At 46.3% G+C, this 19981-nt stretch carries 13 protein-coding genes, 1 pseudogene and 1 other annotated feature; of the genes and pseudogenes, 13 read left to right on the top strand and 1 reads right to left on the bottom strand.

Annotated elements, in window-relative coordinates; translation table 11 throughout:
* The first annotated feature begins 10 nt into the window (after nt 1-10).
* The 13 genes and pseudogenes from ABN764_RS14990 (at nt 11) to ABN764_RS14930 (ending at nt 18274) form a co-directional block, all read left to right on the top strand.
* On the top strand, nt 11-526 hold the full coding sequence (locus ABN764_RS14990) for a hypothetical protein (protein ID WP_028531534.1): 516 nt from the start codon (nt 11-13) through the stop codon (nt 524-526).
* Between the two features lie 113 nt (nt 527-639).
* A complete protein-coding gene (locus ABN764_RS14985) occupies nt 640-2334 on the top strand; it encodes a M3 family oligoendopeptidase (RefSeq protein ID WP_446672359.1) in 1695 nt (564 codons plus the stop codon).
* 311 nt (nt 2335-2645) lie between these two features.
* Complete coding sequence (locus ABN764_RS14980) at nt 2646-4340, top strand: M3 family oligoendopeptidase (RefSeq protein ID WP_446672358.1); 1695 nt, start codon at nt 2646-2648, stop codon at nt 4338-4340.
* Between the two features lie 187 nt (nt 4341-4527).
* A complete protein-coding gene (locus ABN764_RS14975) occupies nt 4528-4824 on the top strand; it encodes a DUF5316 family protein (RefSeq protein WP_072729871.1) in 297 nt (98 codons plus the stop codon).
* 61 nt (nt 4825-4885) lie between these two features.
* Complete coding sequence (locus ABN764_RS14970; protein ID WP_446672357.1) at nt 4886-5467, top strand: hypothetical protein; 582 nt, start codon at nt 4886-4888, stop codon at nt 5465-5467.
* 58 nt (nt 5468-5525) lie between these two features.
* On the top strand, nt 5526-6206 hold the full coding sequence (locus ABN764_RS14965) for an HAD family hydrolase (RefSeq protein ID WP_446672356.1): 681 nt from the start codon (nt 5526-5528) through the stop codon (nt 6204-6206).
* Between the two features lie 124 nt (nt 6207-6330).
* Nucleotides 6331-6816: an 8-oxo-dGTP diphosphatase gene (locus ABN764_RS14960; RefSeq protein WP_446672355.1), complete on the top strand. Its 486-nt coding sequence runs from the start codon at nt 6331-6333 to the stop codon at nt 6814-6816.
* Between the two features lie 273 nt (nt 6817-7089).
* The gene (locus ABN764_RS14955) at nt 7090-7791 is read left to right on the top strand and encodes a hypothetical protein (protein ID WP_446672354.1); all 702 of its coding nucleotides are present in this window, start codon (nt 7090-7092) and stop codon (nt 7789-7791) included.
* Nucleotides 7792-7816: 25 nt separating this feature from the next.
* Nucleotides 7817-8314, top strand: coding sequence for a DinB family protein (locus tag ABN764_RS14950; RefSeq protein WP_268624792.1), 498 nt, complete (start codon nt 7817-7819; stop codon nt 8312-8314).
* A 37-nt stretch (nt 8315-8351) separates the two neighbouring features.
* Entirely contained in the window at nt 8352-9170 is an 819-nt protein-coding gene (locus ABN764_RS14945; protein WP_446672353.1) for a class I SAM-dependent methyltransferase, read from the top strand.
* 257 nt (nt 9171-9427) lie between these two features.
* Nucleotides 9428-15814 carry a S8 family serine peptidase gene (locus tag ABN764_RS14940; RefSeq protein WP_446672549.1) on the top strand — a complete coding sequence of 2129 codons (6387 nt, stop codon included), beginning with the start codon at nt 9428-9430 and terminating at the stop codon, nt 15812-15814.
* Nucleotides 15815-16021: 207 nt separating this feature from the next.
* Nucleotides 16022-16310 (top strand) — a binding site (T-box leader).
* Between the two features lie 71 nt (nt 16311-16381).
* Nucleotides 16382-17674: pseudogene (gene brnQ / locus ABN764_RS14935) on the top strand (branched-chain amino acid transport system II carrier protein); the annotation flags it as partial.
* Between the two features lie 192 nt (nt 17675-17866).
* Complete coding sequence (locus ABN764_RS14930) at nt 17867-18274, top strand: 3-hydroxyacyl-ACP dehydratase FabZ family protein (RefSeq protein WP_174808169.1); 408 nt, start codon at nt 17867-17869, stop codon at nt 18272-18274.
* A gap of 107 nt (nt 18275-18381) precedes the next feature.
* On the opposite strand, the gene ABN764_RS14925 is transcribed toward ABN764_RS14930, so the two are convergent.
* Complete coding sequence (locus tag ABN764_RS14925) at nt 18382-19731, bottom strand: lytic polysaccharide monooxygenase (protein ID WP_446672352.1); 1350 nt, start codon at nt 19729-19731, stop codon at nt 18382-18384.
* Nucleotides 19732-19981: the final 250 nt, after the last annotated feature.

The raw sequence follows: 19981 nt of genomic DNA, 5'->3' as shown, positions 1-19981 counted from the left end.
GTTGATTGTCATGATTATTAAAATGCAAACGGACGTATATCGTTCGATTGCACAAGACTCGCTGGGCTGGAAGATGATTGAGCCTATAATTGAGCGAATCAAGGGCAAGGACCCTATTGAGAAGTCACAGGTGTATGCTAAGTTGACCGAGGGTCAAAAGGCGCTGTTTATGTTTTTTGTGTTTCATAAGCATACTGAATCTATCGATGAGTTTTATTGGTTTTCCTCTTATTTTGTAGGTGATCTACGGGCGTGGCAGGCTTTGAAGAAGGGCATGCGGCAATTTGAGGATGAAGGCATGCTTCGCTTGTATGACCAAGTAGAAGCGTTAGTGGAGTCATACAATCGCAAGCCAGACCGATCTTGGCGCGAAGCGATCGTTGCTGATTTGGAACAAAATGAGGAACTCTACGGCAAGGTATCTCACCTTTATGAAGCGTACAAGAAGCAAGCACCAGCGACGCTTGAACACATCCATCATTATATTCAGCATAACGTAGAAGAATTTGTTGAGCTTGTAACGTAATTATCAAAAATTATTAGCGCATATGCACACTCTCTTACTTTTAAATAGTTATTTTTTACAACATTTCCGTTATAATAATCTATGGAGTATCTAATAGAGAGGGTGCATATGAGATGAAATTTAGTGATTACACATATGTTCGACCTGATGCGAAGTTAATTGAGCAGCAAATTAAACAATTGATTAGTTCCTTTGAAGCTGCGGAAAGCTTCGAACAGCAAGATCGCATCATGTCAGACATCAACAAGCTCCGCAGTGAATTCGATACGCAAGCGCAGTTGGTATCCATTCGCCATTCGATCGATACAAATGACGAATTCTACAAAGCAGAACAAGAGTATATGGATGAAGTAGGTCCCGTTATCCAAGAATACATAACTGACTATTACCGGGCGCTAGTGAATTCGAAGTATAGAGCGGAGCTCGAGGCGAAGTGGGGCGTTCAACTGTTCCAGTTGGCAGAGAAGATGCTCAAGACATTCAGCCCTGAGATCATTGAAGACTTGCAGCTGGAGAACAAGCTGTCGACAGAATATTCCCAATTGATTGCTTCTGCGAAAGTTCTATTCGAAGGGGAAGAGCGCACGCTGGCACAGCTGACACCGTTCGAGTTGTCCACAGATCGCGATATGCGCAAGCGTGCTTCTGAAGCGAAGTTCGGCTTTATGTCCGAGAACGAAGCGAAGTTCGACCGCATTTATGATGATCTGGTTAAGGTGCGTACGAAGATTGCGAAGAAACTGGGCTACGAGAATTATGTTCAGCTTGGATACGACCGTATGTGCCGTACCGATTACAATGCGGAAATGGTAGCGAACTTCAGAGCGCAGGTGTTGGAACATATCGTGCCAGCAGCTACGAAGCTGAAGGAGCGTCAAGGCAACCGGATCGGCGTTGATCAAATGTACTACTATGATGAGTCGTTTAACTTCAAGACAGGGAATGCGACGCCGAAGGGTGATCCAGATTGGATTGTACAGAACGGTGCTAAAATGTATGAAGAATTGTCGCCAGAGATGAATGAGTTCTTTACGTTTATGCGTGAGAACGAGCTGATGGATCTTGTCAGCAAGAAAGGCAAGCAAAGCGGCGGGTACTGTACATTCTTGAGCGAATATGGCGCACCGTTTATTTTCTCCAACTTCAATGGTACATCCGGCGATATCGATGTTTTGACACATGAAGCGGGCCATGCGTTCCAAGTGTACGAGAGCCGTCACTTCGAAGTGCCAGAATACAACTGGCCAACGTATGAAGCTGCCGAAATTCACTCGATGAGCATGGAGTTCTTCACATGGCCATGGATGGAGCTGTTCTTCCAGGAAGACACGGAGAAGTATAAGTTTGCTCATTTGGCTGACGCGCTGTTGTTCATCCCATACGGAGTAACGGTGGATGAATTCCAGCACTTTGTATACAGCAATCCGGAAGCAACACCTGCGGAGCGCAAGGCTGCTTGGCGCGACATCGAGAAGAAGTACTTGCCACACAGAGACTATGAAGGCAATGATTACTTGGAGCGCGGCGGATTCTGGCAGAAGCAAGGCCATATCTATCAGTCGCCATTCTATTATATCGATTACACATTGGCACAATTGTGTGCATTCCAATTCTGGAAGCGCATGAATGAAGATTGGAAGTCCGCTTGGGCAGACTATCTGAAGCTGTGCCGTGCAGGAGGAAGTCAATCCTTCACAGGCTTGGTACAAGTAGCGGGACTGATCTCACCATTCGAAGATGGCTGTATTGCTTCGGTGATCGGGGACATTGAGAACTGGTTGAATGGTGTCGATGATTCGGCATTGTAAGCAATCAGTATTGAATAGCAACTGATATGAACATTTGGACCACAAGCACGAGTCGTGCTTGTGGTCTTTGCATAAGGTCAAATTTTTGCTGTTCTCCGTTTATTGCAAATTGATGTACTGTTAATATTAGGGGAGAGGAGAGGGGTTGGTAGATAGTTTTTTTACTTCTTCCATGTATGGCAATTAAAAGGCGGGTAGAATAAAGCTAAAGTGTTTCGGAACTTCATGTGGGTGCAGCCGGCTTCTATTTTCTACAATATCCCCCACCAAAATAATCTATGGATTATCTGATAGAGAGGATGCATAAGAAGATGAAGTTTAGTGAATACGCATATGTCCGACCGGATACGAAACAAATTGAACAGCAAATGAAACGACTGATCAGTTCCTTTGAAGCTGCAGAAAGCTTCGAGCAGCAGGATCACATCATGTCAGAGATTAACAAGCTTCACAGTGTATTCGATACACAGGCGATATTGGTATCCATTCGCCATTCAATCGATATGAATGATGAATTCTACAAAGCTGAGAAGGAATACATGAACGAGGTAGGTCCAGTGATCCAAGAATACACAACAGACTACTATCGGGCGCTTGTGAATTCGAAGTTCAGAGCGGAGCTTGAACAGAAATGTGGCATTCAACTGTTCCAGGTGGCTGAGAAGATGCTCAAGACGTTCAGCCCAGAAATTATTGAAGACTTGCAGTTGGAGAACAAGCTCTCAACCGAATATGCTCAAATAATTGCTTCTGCTAAAATCTCATTTGAAGGGGAAGAGCGTACACTAGCCCAATTGGCACCGTTCCAGCAGTCAACGGATCGTGACATGCGCAAGCGTGCGTCTGACGCGTATTACGGTTTCATGGCAGTGAATGAAGCGAAGTTCGACCGTATTTACGATGATCTGGTCAAAGTACGTACGAAGATTGCGAAGAAGCTGGGCTACGAGAATTATGTTCAGCTTGGCTATGACCGAATGTACCGTACGGATTATGATGCGAACATGGTCGCGAATTTCAGAGCACAGGTGCTGGAACATATCGTGCCAGCCGCTGTGAAGTTGAAGGAGCGCCAGCGCAATCGGATCGGCATTGATCAAATGTACTACTATGACCAAGCATTCGACTTCAAGACAGGCAATGCAGCACCGAAGGGCGATCCAGAATGGATCGTTGAGAACGGGGCGAAGATGTATCAGGAACTGTCTCCGGAGATGAATGAGTTCTTCACTTTCATGCGTGAGAACGAGCTGATGGATCTTGTCAGCAAGAAGGGCAAGCGAAGCGGCGGTTACTGTGCGTACTTGAGTGAGTATGGCGCGCCGTTTATCTTCTCCAACTTCAATGGCACGTCCCATGATATCGACGTATTGACGCACGAAGCGGGCCATGCGTTCCAAAAGTACGAGAGCCGTCATTTGGAAGTACTTGAATATAACTGGCCAACTTATGAAGCAGCAGAAATTCATTCCATGAGCATGGAGTTCTTCACATGGCCTTGGATGGAGCTGTTCTTCAAGGAAGATACAGAGAAGTACAAGTTCGCTCACTTGTCTGGAGCGCTGTTGATCATGCCATACGGTGTATCCGTAGATGAATTCCAACACTTTGTATACAGCAATCCAGAAGCAACGCCTGCAGAGCGTAAGGCAGCATGGCGCGAGATCGAGAAGAAGTACTTGCCGTACTGGAATCATGAGGATAATGATTACTTGGAGCGTGGCGGTCTTTGGCAGAGGCAAGACCATATCTATCGAAGGCCATTCTACTATATCGACTACGCATTGGCACAGTTGTGTGCTCTCCAATTCTGGAAGCGCATGAATGAAGATTTCACATCCGCTTGGGCAGATTATTTGAAGTTGTGCCGTGCAGGCGGAAGTCAATCCTTCACAGGCTTGCTTCAAGTAGCCGGCTTAATTTCACCATTCGAGAATGGTTGTATTGCTTCAGTGATCGGGGACATTGAGAACTGGTTGAACAAGGTTGACGATACTGCCTTGTAAGCCTTCAATTGAAGTAGTAATGAAGGCCACAAGCGAAAAGTACTTGTGGTCTTTGCATGCGGAGCAGATGGAGTAACAGTGGAAGAGGATTGGGAATTACAGGGTTCGTAATCGTGTGCGGTCGTGTATAATATAGCTGTGAAAGTTATTGAGCGATAACTGGATTGGTTGAGGAAGGAGGGATAGCATGAAGATGAAGTGGCTAGGCATCGCGTGTGGGAGCTGTCTGCTCCTAACACTTATTTTAATAAGTGTAGCTAGCCTAACCACAGCTGGCAAATGGCTGGGCCTCACAGCTGCAATCCTGATTGGAATAGGCGCCTTATTATTTGGCGTGTTTGCCGATCCGAATCAGGCACGATATATCCACCATACGAGCAGTAAGGACGAGCGGCAGAAACGTGAACGGTGGGGAACCTTGTTTCTAATCATGTCCACCCCATTTATTGTGCTATCTCTGATTTTATTAGCAATTAGCCAATAGCTTGGGTACGAACTTTCGGTATCAGAAATCATGGATTAACTAGTCAACAGGAGATTCATTCATGCACTTTGTATTGTTACTTGTAGCAGGGCTTTTTGCCATTTTTTTAGTGTCTAGCATCATTCGGCATGATTATCGCAATATCGTATTTCAATCTATTGTTCTCTCGGTAATGCTTCTGCTGTATATCGTATTCCGCAAGGATCAGAAGCGGAGTAATGAATTCGTGATTTGGTTGTACTTGAATCGTGAGCAGCTTCGACAAGAAGGAACCAACTATGAACAATGTCTAATTGATCACGAATCCGAATTCGTGCAGTATGAGGTCTGTCTATCCTTCGGGATATTCAGCTATCGAACGAAAACGGGCTATTATGTGAAGGGTTATCATCTGACACCGCTTCTGAATATGGCCTTCAGTCTGTATACCTTCGTATTTGGCTGGTGGGCGCTCCCAGCTGGGCCTATCAATACGGTGCGTGCACTAGGTTTTAATCTGTTAGCCAAGCCGAAGAAGCTGGAAGAGGTACTGACCGAGATTGAGGTAGAAGTGAACGATGCGCTGCGTAAGGAAGAACAGAAGAAGATGAAAAAGCAGTCTCGCATGTCGAAGGAAGAACGTGTGTTTGACAACCAACAATAACGACAACAATTCTGTGCATATTGCTGTGGCATCTGCATGGTAGAAGGAGCGGATTCGAATGATTAAAGCAGTAATTTTTGATTTTGATGGCTTGATTGTCGATACGGAAACAGCATGGTATGAGTCGTATAAACAGGTAAGTGCTGCATACGGAGTAGACTTGAAAATAGAAGTATGGGGACAGTGTGTCGGTGCTTCCTTCGAGCACTTTGATCCTTTGGATTATATCGTAGAACATGCAAATCATCCGATAGATCGAGATGAATTCAAGCGGGAGGCGGATGCGCAGTTCGCGATTATCATGGAAGGGAAGGGCTTGAGACCTGGAGTTGAGATGTATCTAACCGAAGCGAAGCGTACTGGATTACGTATCGGACTTGCATCTAGCTCGAACCGTGTGTGGGTTGAATCCTATTTGAATAAGTTCAATATTCGATCATACTTTGAAGTTGTGAACACGTCGGATGATGTGGAACGTATCAAGCCTGCTCCAGATTTATATGAGAAGACGCTGCGTGAACTTGATGTTAAAGGCACGGAAGCGGTTGCGTTCGAAGATTCGATGCACGGCATGATCGCAGCCAAAGCAGCGGGAGCTTACTGTGTGGTCGTACCGAACAATGTTACCTCGCATATGGAATTCACAGGCAGTGATGGACGATTAGACTCGATGGCGGAGAAGGAATTGAATGCTGTACTCGCAAGCGTCGCACCGAGCTCCCAAGTTGAATCTGTGTAATCTTCCTAGAATCGAGGAACTGGAACGTCAGGTGAATGAACTACAAGGTCTTCCCGCCAATAAACAACGATACTAACGATCGGAACTTTAATGATCTGTTCTACATGAAAGTTGGGGGATAGAAATGACTGCATCGAATGAAATTACATATGGTATGTATACGATGTGTATGGTACAGGATGGAGATCAAGTACTCTTGATGAATCGTCCTGACAGTAAGGGTTTTCCTGGATATTTGGCTCCGGGAGGCAAGGTCGAATTTCCAGAAAGTCTGACGGAGGGAGCGATTCGAGAAGTCTATGAGGAGACAGGTCTGCGAGTGAGTGGACTGATCTATAAGGGCTTGGACGAATATGTCGTTCCTTCTACGAATTATCGGTACATGGTATTCAATTATTTGGCTACCTCCTATGAGGGAGAATTGTTGAAGAATCCTCCTGAGGGGGAATTGGGGTGGGTGCCAATTGAGGAAGCGTTGGAATTGCCAATGCAGTCCTGGTTCAAACGAAAGTTTTCTTTGTTTTTCAAGGAAGGGACATTTGAGATATCTGTAGTATGGAATGAAGACGAGAAGCAAGCGATAGAAGAGAAGATTGTCTTGCTTGTATGAGGAAGAGGACAACCAAACGTGTAGTTGTGAACTCGTAATAAGTAACCTTTGCAGAAAACGCCGGGAGTGCCTGGCGTTTTTTGTGTATTTGTATCGAAATCATGTCATGCATGCCCTCTGCATGATCCGACATTCTTGTTGAAGAGGGAACGCAGCACTCATTGTATCTTAATGAGAATTATAAAGATTGCACATTAGTAATTGGTGTGGTTAAATATGGTATTAAAGATGGAGTTGCAGGTTATTATCGCATTTTTTAGGAGGATCGATATCGTGTCCTTGCTTACAATTCTTGCGGAACTGGGGCTGCGCATACTTCTTAGAACAACAGCGCCTCTAAGCTGTTCAGAAGAAGAAACGAGGGAATACAAGCGGGCATATCAGGAAGCGCTTGATGGGGATGGCATCGTGCGGATTGCTCCTTCTTATTCAAAAGAACGGTTTGTACGTTACATCGCTGCTGCGGAGAACGTGCTGCTACACGGGTCGAATCATCCAGAAATCGATGAGCTGCTTACGAAGCAGCAAACGTTGTACAACGGGATCATGACCGAGGCGGTTTTTGCGACTAGTGATGGAATTTGGGCCATGTTCTATGCCGTGCTCGACCGCGTGAAGCTGAAGATCAATTTTCGCAATGGATGTGTAGTTAGCTTACGGAATAAGAGATTTTATTTTTTCTCTTTAACAAGAGAAACGTTTGAAGACACCAACCACCCGTGGAGGAGTGGGACGATTTATTTGCTGTCCAAGGATACGTTCAACGGCCCCGAACAGAAAGCTGCCGCGTTCGATGAATGGACCAGTTGCACTTCAGTAAAGCCGCTCGCTCGCATTCATGTCGAGCCGTCAGACTTTATATTCTTAGATCATGTAGCCACGCATAAGAGCACAGAATCTGCCGCATGGACCTGGTTGTTATACAAATGGAGATCGCGCGCTCGTAAGCGAATGCAATCGACGCCCCAAGTATAAATATAGTGTTTGGAGGAGAAAGAAAATGAACAGGAAAGAAATATTGCTCGATCAATTTCTCGTCTGCACCTTAGAAAAAGGCTGGTTCGCTCCGTTATTCACATCGTTGGAAGGCTTGTCCGCAACACAGGCGCTATGGAAGCCGAATGATCAGGTTCACTCGATATGGGAGATTGCCGAACATTTGCTCTTCTGGCAAGAACGCTACTTGCTTCGCTTTCAGCAAAAACTAGTCCCTGATCTGACAATGGAAAATGAAGAAACCTTTAGATTGGGTAAGTCTGATAGAACCGAGGAGGATTGGTCAGAGCTGCTGCAACGGTTCGCTTCTGTTCTTGATCAGTGGAAGCAGGAATTGACTTCGTCCAGCGAGAGCAAGATGGAAGAGCCTGCACGTCCCGGTTCCGATGAACCTTGGGAATCGACGCTCATCAATATGAATGCTCATATTGCCTATCACGCCGGACAGATTGTTTATTTGCGCAAGCTGCAAGGAGTATGGGACTCACAATTAGGGGCTTAATCATACATCATGGTTTGGGATAAAAGGAGGGGTTAAGATGCGGCAAGACATCGTTGATTATTACACAGGATTTGACGAGTGGGGAAGATTGGAGAGGGAGAGCTTAGAATTTCGCATCAATTGGCATTACATGAAGCGGTATCTTCCATCACAAGGGGAGGTTCTGGATAATGGTGCCGGACCTGGGCGGTACGCGATGGAATTGGCTCGCTCTGGTTATCAGGTCACCTTAACTGATCTAACACCTGCCTCTGTTGATTTTGCAGAGAATAAGGCTGCTGAGCTTGATCTTACTGCACAATTTCGCGGATTCTATGCCGCAGACGCTAGGAAACTGCATATGCTACCGAATGAACAATATGATGCAGCTCTCATGTTAGGGCCATTGTATCATTTGCAGGAGGAAGAGGAGCGGACAGCCGCCGCAGAAGAATTATACCGTGTAACAAAACCGGGAGGTATCGTCTTTGTTGCATTCCGACCACGCCTTGTACACACCCTTCTCTCTCTTAAGTTTCCACAGAATTGGAAGCCGCTTGATAACGTAGAGGCATTACAAGATTTTTTACATACCGGAATATTCAATCATGCAGATAAAGGCAGATTTACGGGCGCATACTTTTACAAGGTAGAAGAGATTATGCCATTCATGCGTGAACATGGATTTGAAGGGATCCAGTTGATCAGCTCCTCTGGGCTTGGAGGAAATTTAACACCGGAGCAGTGGCAATATTGGTCGAGCCGTGGCGAACAAGAGCTCGAAAGACTCTATCAGTTGCTATATGATACTGCTGCAGATCCTTCGCTGCTAGGAACAGGAACCCATTTGTTATACATCGGTAAGAAAATCAGATAACGAACATTCTACAATTTGATTGACAATTCTAAGACTCAGTATCGAGGTAAACGCCGCGATGCTGGGTCTTTTTTGGTATAGACATGACGAAATGACCACATTTTTCTGAGGATGCAACAATTTACAACATTTTTTGCACTAATACAAAACTATTGTAACAGGGAAACAAATATGATAGATTACAAGATGTCCCAAAAAAGAAGAAGTTGAACCGACATGCTAGATTGAGAGATAACGAGGAGGAACTGATTTTGCAGGTGAAATCATGGTTGAAAAGTTGGATTGCATCATTACTCGTATGTATTCTAGTCCTTACATCGCCGGCGTTTACGTATGCCGCAGTTGGTACATCAGTTGATTCATCCGCGTCTACTGTACTGTCTAATGCATCGATGGCGTACGATGAGAAAGTTATGGATTCGAAGCCATCGGACGGTGGTCACCAAGTTATCGATCCCAAGCTGTTGCAAGCTTTTCAGTCTGACGGGGTTGAGACGTACATCATCAAGTTAAAGGAACAGCCGGATATGAAAGCCATCTCACAGCATGCGCTGCAATGGTCTAAGCGGAAGGGAGAATCATCAGCGAAGCAGACACGCACGGTGCGCAACTTCATTGTGAACTCGCTAATGAGCACAGCAGACCAGTCGCAATCAGGCATTATTCAGCAGCTCCGTCAAATGGAGTCCGCTGGGGATGTGCGTGAATTCCATCCGTATTACATTGTGAATGCGATTGCGGTAACCAGTACGAAGGCGGCCATGGAGAAGCTCGCAGCCCGTGATGAAATCGAGAAGATTCTGCCTAACCATACATATACGCTTCAATCTGAAATCGTGTCGAAGTCGAAGCTAACGGAAGCACAATCTGCTGCTGACAATCAAGAAGTTCCGTGGAACTTGCGCAATATTAACGCAGCCCAGGCGTGGGAGCTTGGCTTCGATGGAACAGGCGTTGTCGTTGCCAACATGGACTCCGGTGTAGATGGAACCCATCCGGCACTGCAGCATAAATGGAGAGGTCTGAATCAAAATGGTGACATTGTGGACCCAGAGCTAAGCTGGTTCGACGCTACAATCGAGAGGAAGAAGCTTCCTACGGATGGAAGCGGTCATGGTACGCACGTTATGGGCACAATGGTAGGCTCTGAGAAGGATGGCAGCAACAAGATTGGGGTAGCCCCCAATGCGAAGTGGATAGCGGCTCGTGTGTTCGATTCGAATGGACAAACGACAGATGCAGATCTCATTAAGGCGGGGGAGTGGATTCTTGCACCTACGGACAAGCACGGAGTGAAGCATCCCGAACTTGCGCCCGATGTCGTGAATAATTCATGGGGGAACGTACCTGCTGGCAAGAATGAGTTCTTCCAAGATATCGTGAAGGCATGGATTGCAGCAGATATCTTCCCGGCATTCTCAGCAGGGAATACGCATCCTCCGGAGAACAATGGCGGACCAGGCTCTATTGCAGCACCGGGCAATTACCCTGAATCATTCGCCACGGGTGCGGTTGACATGAACAACAAGCTGGCAGATTTCTCGCTGCAAGGGCCGACGCCATATGGACAAATGAAGCCGGAAGTATCTGCTCCAGGTGTACATATTCGTTCAGCAGTACCAGGCGGACAATATGCGCTCATGAACGGCACCTCGATGGCAAGTCCGCATACAGCAGGCGTGGCTGCACTGATTAAGCAGGCAAATCGCAGCTTAAAGGTGAAGGATATAGGGGACATATTGACGTCCACTACAGATGCATTAACCGACAATGAATTCCCACAAACGCCGAATAATGGCTATGGCTCAGGCCTTATTAATGCACTCAATGCCGTGTCAACCCAGAACAAAGGGCTGGGCAAGGCTGTTGGTCAGGTGACGATCGATGGGTTGAATGCGGGAACTCCGACGATTGAACATGAGTCTGTCGCTTTGACGTTCAATATATTGGACAAGGATATTTTTGCACGTGTGAAGGACGATGTGAGTGTAACGGATGTGAACCTTTATGTCCGTGAGAAGGGGACTACCGGCTGGAGTAAGCACGCGCTGCTTCGAACTTCCGGAAGTCATATGAATGGTTTATATGAAGGAGCTATCCCTGTTCAAGAGCTGTCATTGAATGGTATTGAATATTATATAGAAGCAGTAAATTTCGCAGGCAGCTCGTCCAAGACAGACATCTATCCCGTAACGGTATCGAAGGGAGTCAAGGTTGGCTATACGCAAGATTTCGAAACCTCGATAGAAGGATTTGGATTCGGAGACGCATCCGGAGTATGGCAATGGGGCGTTCCAACAAGCGGCCCGAAAAAAGCATTCTCCGGCACCAAAGTAATGGCAACCGTTCTGGATGGCAATTATCCGAATGGAACAAATAGTTATGTTGAAATGCCGGTGATTGACTTGACGGATACGAAACACGCTGTTTTATCCTTTGCTCATTGGTATAAGCTCGGCGATTGGTGGAGCGCTTCCTTTGATCGGGCAGAAGTGTTTATCGGCAGCAAGAAATCGAACTTCACGTTCGAACGGGTAAAAACCTTTACGATGCGCAACACCACGTGGACAACCGAATATATCGACTTGTCCCCATATGCAGGGGATCAAATCTACGTTGTATTCAATTTACGAGGAGACTTTGGCAGTGACGAGGGCTGGTACATCGATGATATTAAAATCCAAGCTCCTGATTCGACAATTCCGCTTCCCCCTAAAATTAAGACTAGGAGCAACGCACCAGGCAAAGTCATTCTTGATTTTGACAAGGCGCCTTCGGGGACATTGAAGGAATATGTCATTTATCGTACGAAGGATTTGAGTGGGAATTGGGACGAGATTGGCACAAGCTCTGGCTATAACTTTGCCGATCTGCCTGCCCCTCAGAAGGGGACGTATTATTACAAGGTAAAGGCGCGAACTGTCAGTCATACGATGAGTTCAGATTCGGATATCGTATCTTGGACATTTACGGGTGGCAGTGAAATCTTCAGTGATGATTTCGAAGGCAATAATAAGGGCTGGACTGTTGAAGGGAAAGGAAACGAATGGGAGCATGGTGTTCCGCATCCGACTCGTGGGCCGCAAAAGGCAGTTTCGGGCAAGAATGTATGGGGCACGAACTTGAATGGCCCTTATGGCGGCGATGTAAATGAGAGCCTGGTATCGCCTGAAATCGATTTAACACAGGTGAAGCATGCGACGTTGTATTTCCAACAATGGTACGATATTGATGATGGAGATAAGGCAACAGTTGAGATAAGCAAGGATCAGGGAGCGACATGGAAACCGCTCGCTGAATATCCGAAGCAGGGGTATGATACGAATCATCCACGTAGGTTCTGGTATTTGGAAGAGCTTGGACTTGATACTTACATGGGAGAGAAGATCAAATTACGCTTCCGATTCGAGAGCAAGCAGCCATCGAGCCAGTTCGGTTGGTACATTGATGATGTGGAGGTTAGGGAGACCCCTCCGGTGATGACAAGACCGAAGACATCTTCTACTCAGGCGGCTGCCGGACAAGCAGGGAAAGCAAATGATTATACGCAGGGAGCAAGGAATGCACGCTTTACCTTAGAAATGTTGAAATCAGCGAAGCGTGATCATGCCGCGAAGTCGGATGAGCAACTGCAGACTGTGATGCAGCAGTCAAATAAGGGCCGGATGCCGATAATGGCGGACATCAGCGTCTTGCAATCGCAGCGGGCAACACGCTCTGATGCAGGAACCGGAGGCTATACACTGAAGCATCCGCCTGGTGCATATACGCTGCAAGTGGAGGCTTATGGTTATAAGACGGAGCAGCGACCGATTGTTATCGAGCAAAATCAAGATACGGTGATGGATGTTCATTTACAGCCATTGGCGAAAGGCAAGGTTACCGGTAAGATAGCGGATCGTGCAACAGGGTTGCCGGTGAAGCATGCGACAATCAGATTATTAAATGATGTTCGTGTTAAACCAGTTGAAACAAATGAAGAGGGACAATTTGAACTCGAAGCCTACGAAGGCGATTATCAACTATCGGTATCCGCATTGAACTACTTATCGGTTCAAGACAACATTAAGCTCATAGGTAACGATACAACTCACGTTTCATATACGCTAAATAGCTTCCAAGGATCAGCAGATGAAATCTATTACGATGATGGCGTGGCTGATAATGCCAAGGCATTCTTTGTATCTGGAAATGGGTTTGCAGTTCGTATGACAACGGACGGACCTGCACAAGTAACCGGTGCAAGATTCTTATTCTGGGATCAAGGCTGGCCGAATCCTGGCGGGGAGAAATTCAAGTATGCCATCTATGATGCCAGCGGCCCTGATGGCCTTCCAGGCAAGATGGTGGCCGGTCCGTATGAAGGCAAGGCAATGCTGGATGGTTCGTGGACAGATGTAACGATACCGAATCCGATTATTGTCAACGGTGATTTCTATGTAGCCTACATGCAGGACGGTGTCATGCCAAATGTACCAGGATTGTCGATGACGAAGCTTGGCAATTTTTCAGGGCGTTCATGGAAGCTGGATCGCGGTTCGTGGAAGAAGATAGGGAACAGCGATGGCAATTACATGATACGGGCTAAGGTTACAAAGATTGTGGAAGAACCGGTGATTACTGAACCAGTGTCAGGCAGCACAGTTACAGATGCTCATATTGTTGTGAAAGGAATATATCCAACCGATGGAACGACGATTCACTTATATCGTCAAGACGTTCGTGTCGGAACTGGAACGGTGCAGCAAGGACAATTTGCGATTTCAGCTGAATTGGAGCGTGGAGCGAATAAGTTGTATGCAGTCGCAGAAACGAATGGACAAGCGACAAGCAAATCGGCCACGATTACGATCAACTATCAGGCACCTGCACAAAATGGGGATATTACATCGATCGCTCTACATCCGCGAGATGTGTCCCTGAAGGCGGGGGAACAGTCGACGCTGACTGTAACAGCGGCCGTATACGAGAATGGCAACCTCCTACCGATGCCAATAACAGAAGGATTGATATTTACTTCGTCAGACAGTCGAATTGCAGAGGTAGATCAAGCTGGTCGTGTTACAGGCGTGAGTGAAGGGGTGTCGGTCGTTCAGGTAACCTACCAACAGTGGAGTGATCAAGCAACGATAACCGTGCATCGCGGGGATGGAAGGGAGCCTGAACTCCAAGGCATTACAGTGTATCCTGATAAGCTTGCAATACATGTGGGAGATTCAGCACCACTGTCTGTTGCAGCGATCGTATATGAAGATGGAGAAGTTAAATTATCGCCAATTACAGAGCCGTTGCAGTTCCATTCCTCAGATGAGCAAGTAGCGAAGGTAGATAACAAGGGACGGGTAACGGGATGGAACGAAGGTACGGCAACGATTACAGTTGGATATAAAGACAAACAAGCAGAAGCGACCGTTACGGTGCGCAAGAAGAATGCTCATCCGTATGAGCCGCCTGCTCCTTCAGGCGGTGGATCATCCAGTTCGGCCGTAACCACTGTACCAGAGAAGGATAAGCGGATACCGGTTATTGCTAATACTCGAACGATTGGGTATTTGGTAGAACAGCCAGCTTCCGCGACAGGTGCTAAATCTGCTACGGTATCCCTCTTGGAACCATGGCTGAGTGAGCAGCTTACGCGTAAAGCTAGTACAGCAGTTGAGATGGATCTTACTAATGTACGTTTCGAGGATTATACTCACGTATCGATCACTTTCCATGCAGCGATGATGAAGCAGCTTCTGGCTTCTGGGAAGGAACTGCATATTCGTTCAGCAGCCTATGAATTGAAGATACCAACGGCCTCCTTGGCGGATTATGCTGCGGAAGATCAGTTTAAGCTGCTTGTATCCGTCAAGAAGGGTTCGGAGCGTCAGGCAGGAACAGGGGGAGGTGCTAGTGGCGACCCGGGAAATCTCGTATCCAGCCTTGTTGCCATTCATAACGAGAGCGACAAATTGACTCAGCCAGTTATCCTCTTGCTTCGAGGGGACGCTTCGAAAGTGAGGGATTTGCGCAAGACAGCTATGTATCGGATAAACGCACAGGGGACATGGAGTGTTGCAGGAATGGCAACTCATAATGCGGAAGGACTTGCTTTGACTGTTGAACAGACGGGAACGTATGCGTTGTATGAGAACGCTCCAAGCTTTGCGGATTTGGCAAATCACTGGGGCAAAGATGCAATTGAAGTACTGGCAGCACAGCAAATTGTAAATGGAACGGGTAAGGGACTCTACACGCCGAATGCAATTATCTCTCGGTCGCATTTCCTCATGATGCTCGATCGGTTGCCACATCATGCAGGCACAGAAGCTTCCATGAAAAAGAATGAAAGATTCGTGAATGAGGTTTTGGACGGAGTTGGTAAGTCGGCAGCTAAGGCAGATAATGAGCCGTTTACACGTGCTGAAATGGTAGCATTGCTTGCTCAGAAGTCTGCGAAAGTAATGCCAACTACCGCGAAGTCCCATTTTACAGATACGGATCATCTAGATCAGGCGAATCAAGCTGCTATTTCTTTTACGGTAGAGCAGGGCTGGATTCAAGGGATCGGTACGGGACGCTTTGGAAGCGATCAGACTCCGACTCGTGCGCAAGCAGCAATGCTTATCTATCGATATTTGAAGACTATGAACCAATTATAGGTGCACGGCAATACGAAGTGATGTCTAATTACAAGTAAGAATTCGAGCAAATCCGTCCGCAACAATTGGGCGGATTTTGCTCTGTTTATCGAATAAGAAGAACTAGAATTAATTGTAAATGTGTACATGATCATTCGTTACTGTGATATATTGTACATTGACATCGAGATCAGGCTCATGTGACAATAGAAAACAACTTGAAGAATGAAAACTTCAACGAAGAGAACGAGTAAGCTATGAATGCCGATCTACAGAGAGTTGGTGAAGTGCTGCAAGCCAACGTTCGGCGCATAACTGAACATCATCTCTGAGAAGCGTGGCCGAACGAGAGTAAGTAAGCTGCGCCGGAATATCCACCGTTATTCGGATATCGCAGCAAGTGTGGCTGCGAAGAGAGCTGCATGGAGCAGGAGAGATAGATGCATTGGCAATTGCGAATGTCTATCATCATGCTGCATGAATATGGGTGGTAACGCGGATAGAATCCGTCCCTTTCGAGGGACGGTTTTTTTGTTGTATGGGGATGCTGCTGTAGAAATGTACTAGACGTCTAGGGGGAACAGAAAGATGAAGTCATTGCCGAGAAGCCACGTGTTTTTCGTGGGACTTATGCTATTTTCGCTATTTTTCGGAGCGGGGAATCTAATATTCCCGCCAATTTTAGGACAACAGGCGGGAGACAGCTTCATATATGCCATATCAGGGTTTATCCTGACTGGTGTTGGGCTGCCATTGTTAACGGTAATTGCGATTGCACTATCCGGACGAGATATGCAGCACTTAGCAAGTCGAGTACATCCTAAGTTTGGGATCTTGTTTGCGGTTGTTGTCTACTTGTCCATTGGGCCATCCATGGGAATACCGCGGGTTGCTAACGTTGCATTTGAAATGGGGGTACGCTCTTTTGTACCTGAGTCACTGCAATCAAGCAGTTGGGTTTTGTTCGTGTACACACTCGTCTTTTTCTGTGTTGTTTATTGGTTATGTCTAAATCCATCCAAGCTCGTAGTGCGGGTTGGCAATATCCTAACACCATTGCTGCTGATTTCGATTACGATATTATTCATTGCTGCCATGATGGGGCCGCTCGGCGAAGCACAGCCTGCTATCAAGGAATATGCGGTTTCACCAGGATTCAAAGGGTTTATGGAAGGCTACCTAACAATGGATACGATAGCAGCATTGGCCTTTGGCATTATTGTTATTAATGCCATTCGTGATCAAGGAGTCCAAGACAAGCGAACGATTACAAGAGCGGCTATACAAGCAGCCATCATCGCAGGTGTTGGACTGTCCTTGGTTTATGCAGCACTCGGGTTTTTGGGAGTTACAAGTGTGACTGGACTCGGTTATGCGGCAAATGGAGGACAGCTGCTAACGCAAATCGTACAGCAGTTGTTCGGGGAAGCTGGATTAATATTGCTGGCTGCCATTGTCACGCTTGCTTGTCTTACGACCTGCATCGGATTGGTGTCCGCATGCAGTCAGTATTTCTCAACACTACTTGGCCGATTTACTTACAACCAAATTGCATTTATCATTTGCGTGCTGGGGTTATTGGTGGCGAATCTAGGCTTGAACAAGATCATTTCGATTTCAATCCCAATTTTGCTTATCATTTATCCCGTATCCATTGTATTGATCATTTTATCACTGTCACATCGCTTGTTCGGCGGTCGTCAATCGGTATATGTCGGTGCACTGGTCGGTACGTTCATCATCAGTATATTCGACGGATTGAAGCAAGCTGATATTCAGTTCGAGACGATTCTGTCGTGGTTGAAGATGCTCCCGCTGTACAATCAAGGAATTGGCTGGTTGGTTCCGGCCATTGTCGGAGGGGTTATTGGTTATTTACTTGGTCTTATCTGGCCGGAAAGCAAACGGTTTTTTTACAAAGTAACAAGAAAATTCAAGACTTATTTCAAAAAGAAGTAAAATGAATGAGAAGCTAAGCGGCTGGCATTACGTGGAAATCGCTTCTTTACAGTAACATCCTTATATGAAATAATTGGTGAAAACATAGATGAATGATATCTAGGAGCTGATACGTTGAACATTCAAGAAGTGATGGATATATTGCCGCATCGTTACCCGTTTCTCATGATTGATCGCGTCACTCAGATTGAACCGGGTACGTCCGCGAACGGATATAAACTCATTTCTCACAATGAATGGTTTATGTCGGGTGCGTCAACTTTCATGCCGGATTCGCTTATTATTGAAGCACTTGCCCAGCTAGGAGCTTTTACAGCTGTCCAGAGTCAGCAGGGTGGTCTTGGCTTCTTATCTTCATTGAAAGGTGTGGAATCAATGGGGAGAGCATATGCAGGGGACAAGCTAGAGCTCAGCTATGAAGTACTGCGGAGCAAAAAGGGATTCACAATTGGCAAAGGCGAGGCTTCAGTGGACGGACGTGTCATTCTAAGAGCAGATGAGATCATGATTTATACCGCTTGATGAGATGAAGGATTATTATCTAAATCGCAATCAATAAAGAAGAGTCGTCCGGGGAATTACATGGACGACTCTTCTTGTTATTTGGAAGGGGGGGAATATCTTATATCTTATTTAACAGCCCATAATGCTGGAACGTTAGTAGGCTCCCAGCCAGCTAATGACGTGTGCGGCTGGAGGCACTCGTATACCGTGCCATTGTAAGTAACTTTGTCGCCCACTACATAGGATTTATTTTCTACCCAAGCAGCTACTGCAGGTGCATCAGCAGTTGTAGCGGATACTGCATTGCTGTCTGCAGAGACATTCCCAGCAGCGTCAAATGCACGGACAGTAAATGTGTACGCTGTCTTCGGGCTGAGGCCAGTAACCACATAGTCTGTTGTTGTGCCGGATACAGTTGCAACTAATGTCGCTCCACGATAAACGCGGTAGCCAGCAACGCCAACATTATCAGTGGAAGGGCTCCACATCAGGGATACCGACGTAGATGTCGGTGTACCCATTACATGCAAGCCAGTTGGTGCAGTTGGAGCGTCATTATCAACAGGTACTGTAGGTGTGGTAACGCTTACTACATTGCTAGCAGCTGATTGATTGCCTGCAGCATCTACCGCTTTCACAGTAAAGGTATATGCAGTATTGGATGTGAGACCGCTTACAGTATACGTAAGTGTGGATCCCGATACGTTGCCAACAAGGGAGTTGCCATTGTACACGTTGTAACCGGTTACACCAACGTTATCACTAGAAGCATCCCATTTCAAGGACACGCTTGTTGCTGTTGTTGCAGTCACTGCCAGGTTAGCAGGTGCAGTAGGAGCTTGGTTGTCGCCAGGGTTCGTTCCGCTAAAGTTCACGTCGAGTACATTGTAGAATGCGTTTGGAGTATCTGCAATTTCCCACACTGCAAGGATAACATGATAGCCAGTGCGAGCTGGTACATTACAAGTATCCGAATACGTCGATGGAGGACGTACGCCACCATAATTAACGGAGCAGAATGGTGTTAGATCGAAGGAGTCGCGTGTCAGCTTTGCATTAGGATTCCAATTTTCTTTTGTAATATAGTATTTCCAGCTTGATGTTGCATGAGCTGCAGTTAGTTTCCAATTGAACGTGTTTTGTCCAGCATTGATGTTGACTTTAGTCCAGCGAGTTGCGGATTGCTCATCCAGTTCAGGGAAGGCTCCGTTAGCGCTTGCAATTTTGCCGTCAGCAGGTCCAGCATTAGGAAACCCCTTCGGTGCTTCCAAGCTTTGTGGTTCGTACTGAATCGCTCCACAGTTTGTATTCTGACCGGATTTACACAATGCAGCTCTGCTGGCAGGGCCTTCGATATAACCATGTCCAAACGCTTTATCAGCAAAGAGCACCATACAGATAACCGTTACGAGCATTGCACCAAGACCGACAAGCAACTTCGTTGTTATTGGGTTGGAAAGACGCAGTTGATTCACACTATCAACCTCCTAAGAATAATGGGATGTCATGAAACAATTCAAATGAAATGTTAAACCCTTTAAACTTAAAGTCGGCCTCCTTTCCATATGAAGTTGTCAAAATAAAAGAGTGGAGCTCCTAGATGACGCTATGGATACAGCTTCTAGCAACTCTATTATATAAACTCGGAAGAGTTCATATACAAAGCAACATACTTAGTCCCAAAATGAAGGAATCGTGGACATTGTCCAGCAAGCGAGTGGATTT

Origin of the sequence: Paenibacillus wuxiensis, from assembly GCF_040195695.1 — a bacterium.
Classification (GTDB): domain Bacteria; phylum Bacillota; class Bacilli; order Paenibacillales; family Paenibacillaceae; genus Paenibacillus_B; species Paenibacillus_B suaedae.
This window is presented reverse-complemented; position numbering and strand designations above follow the sequence as displayed.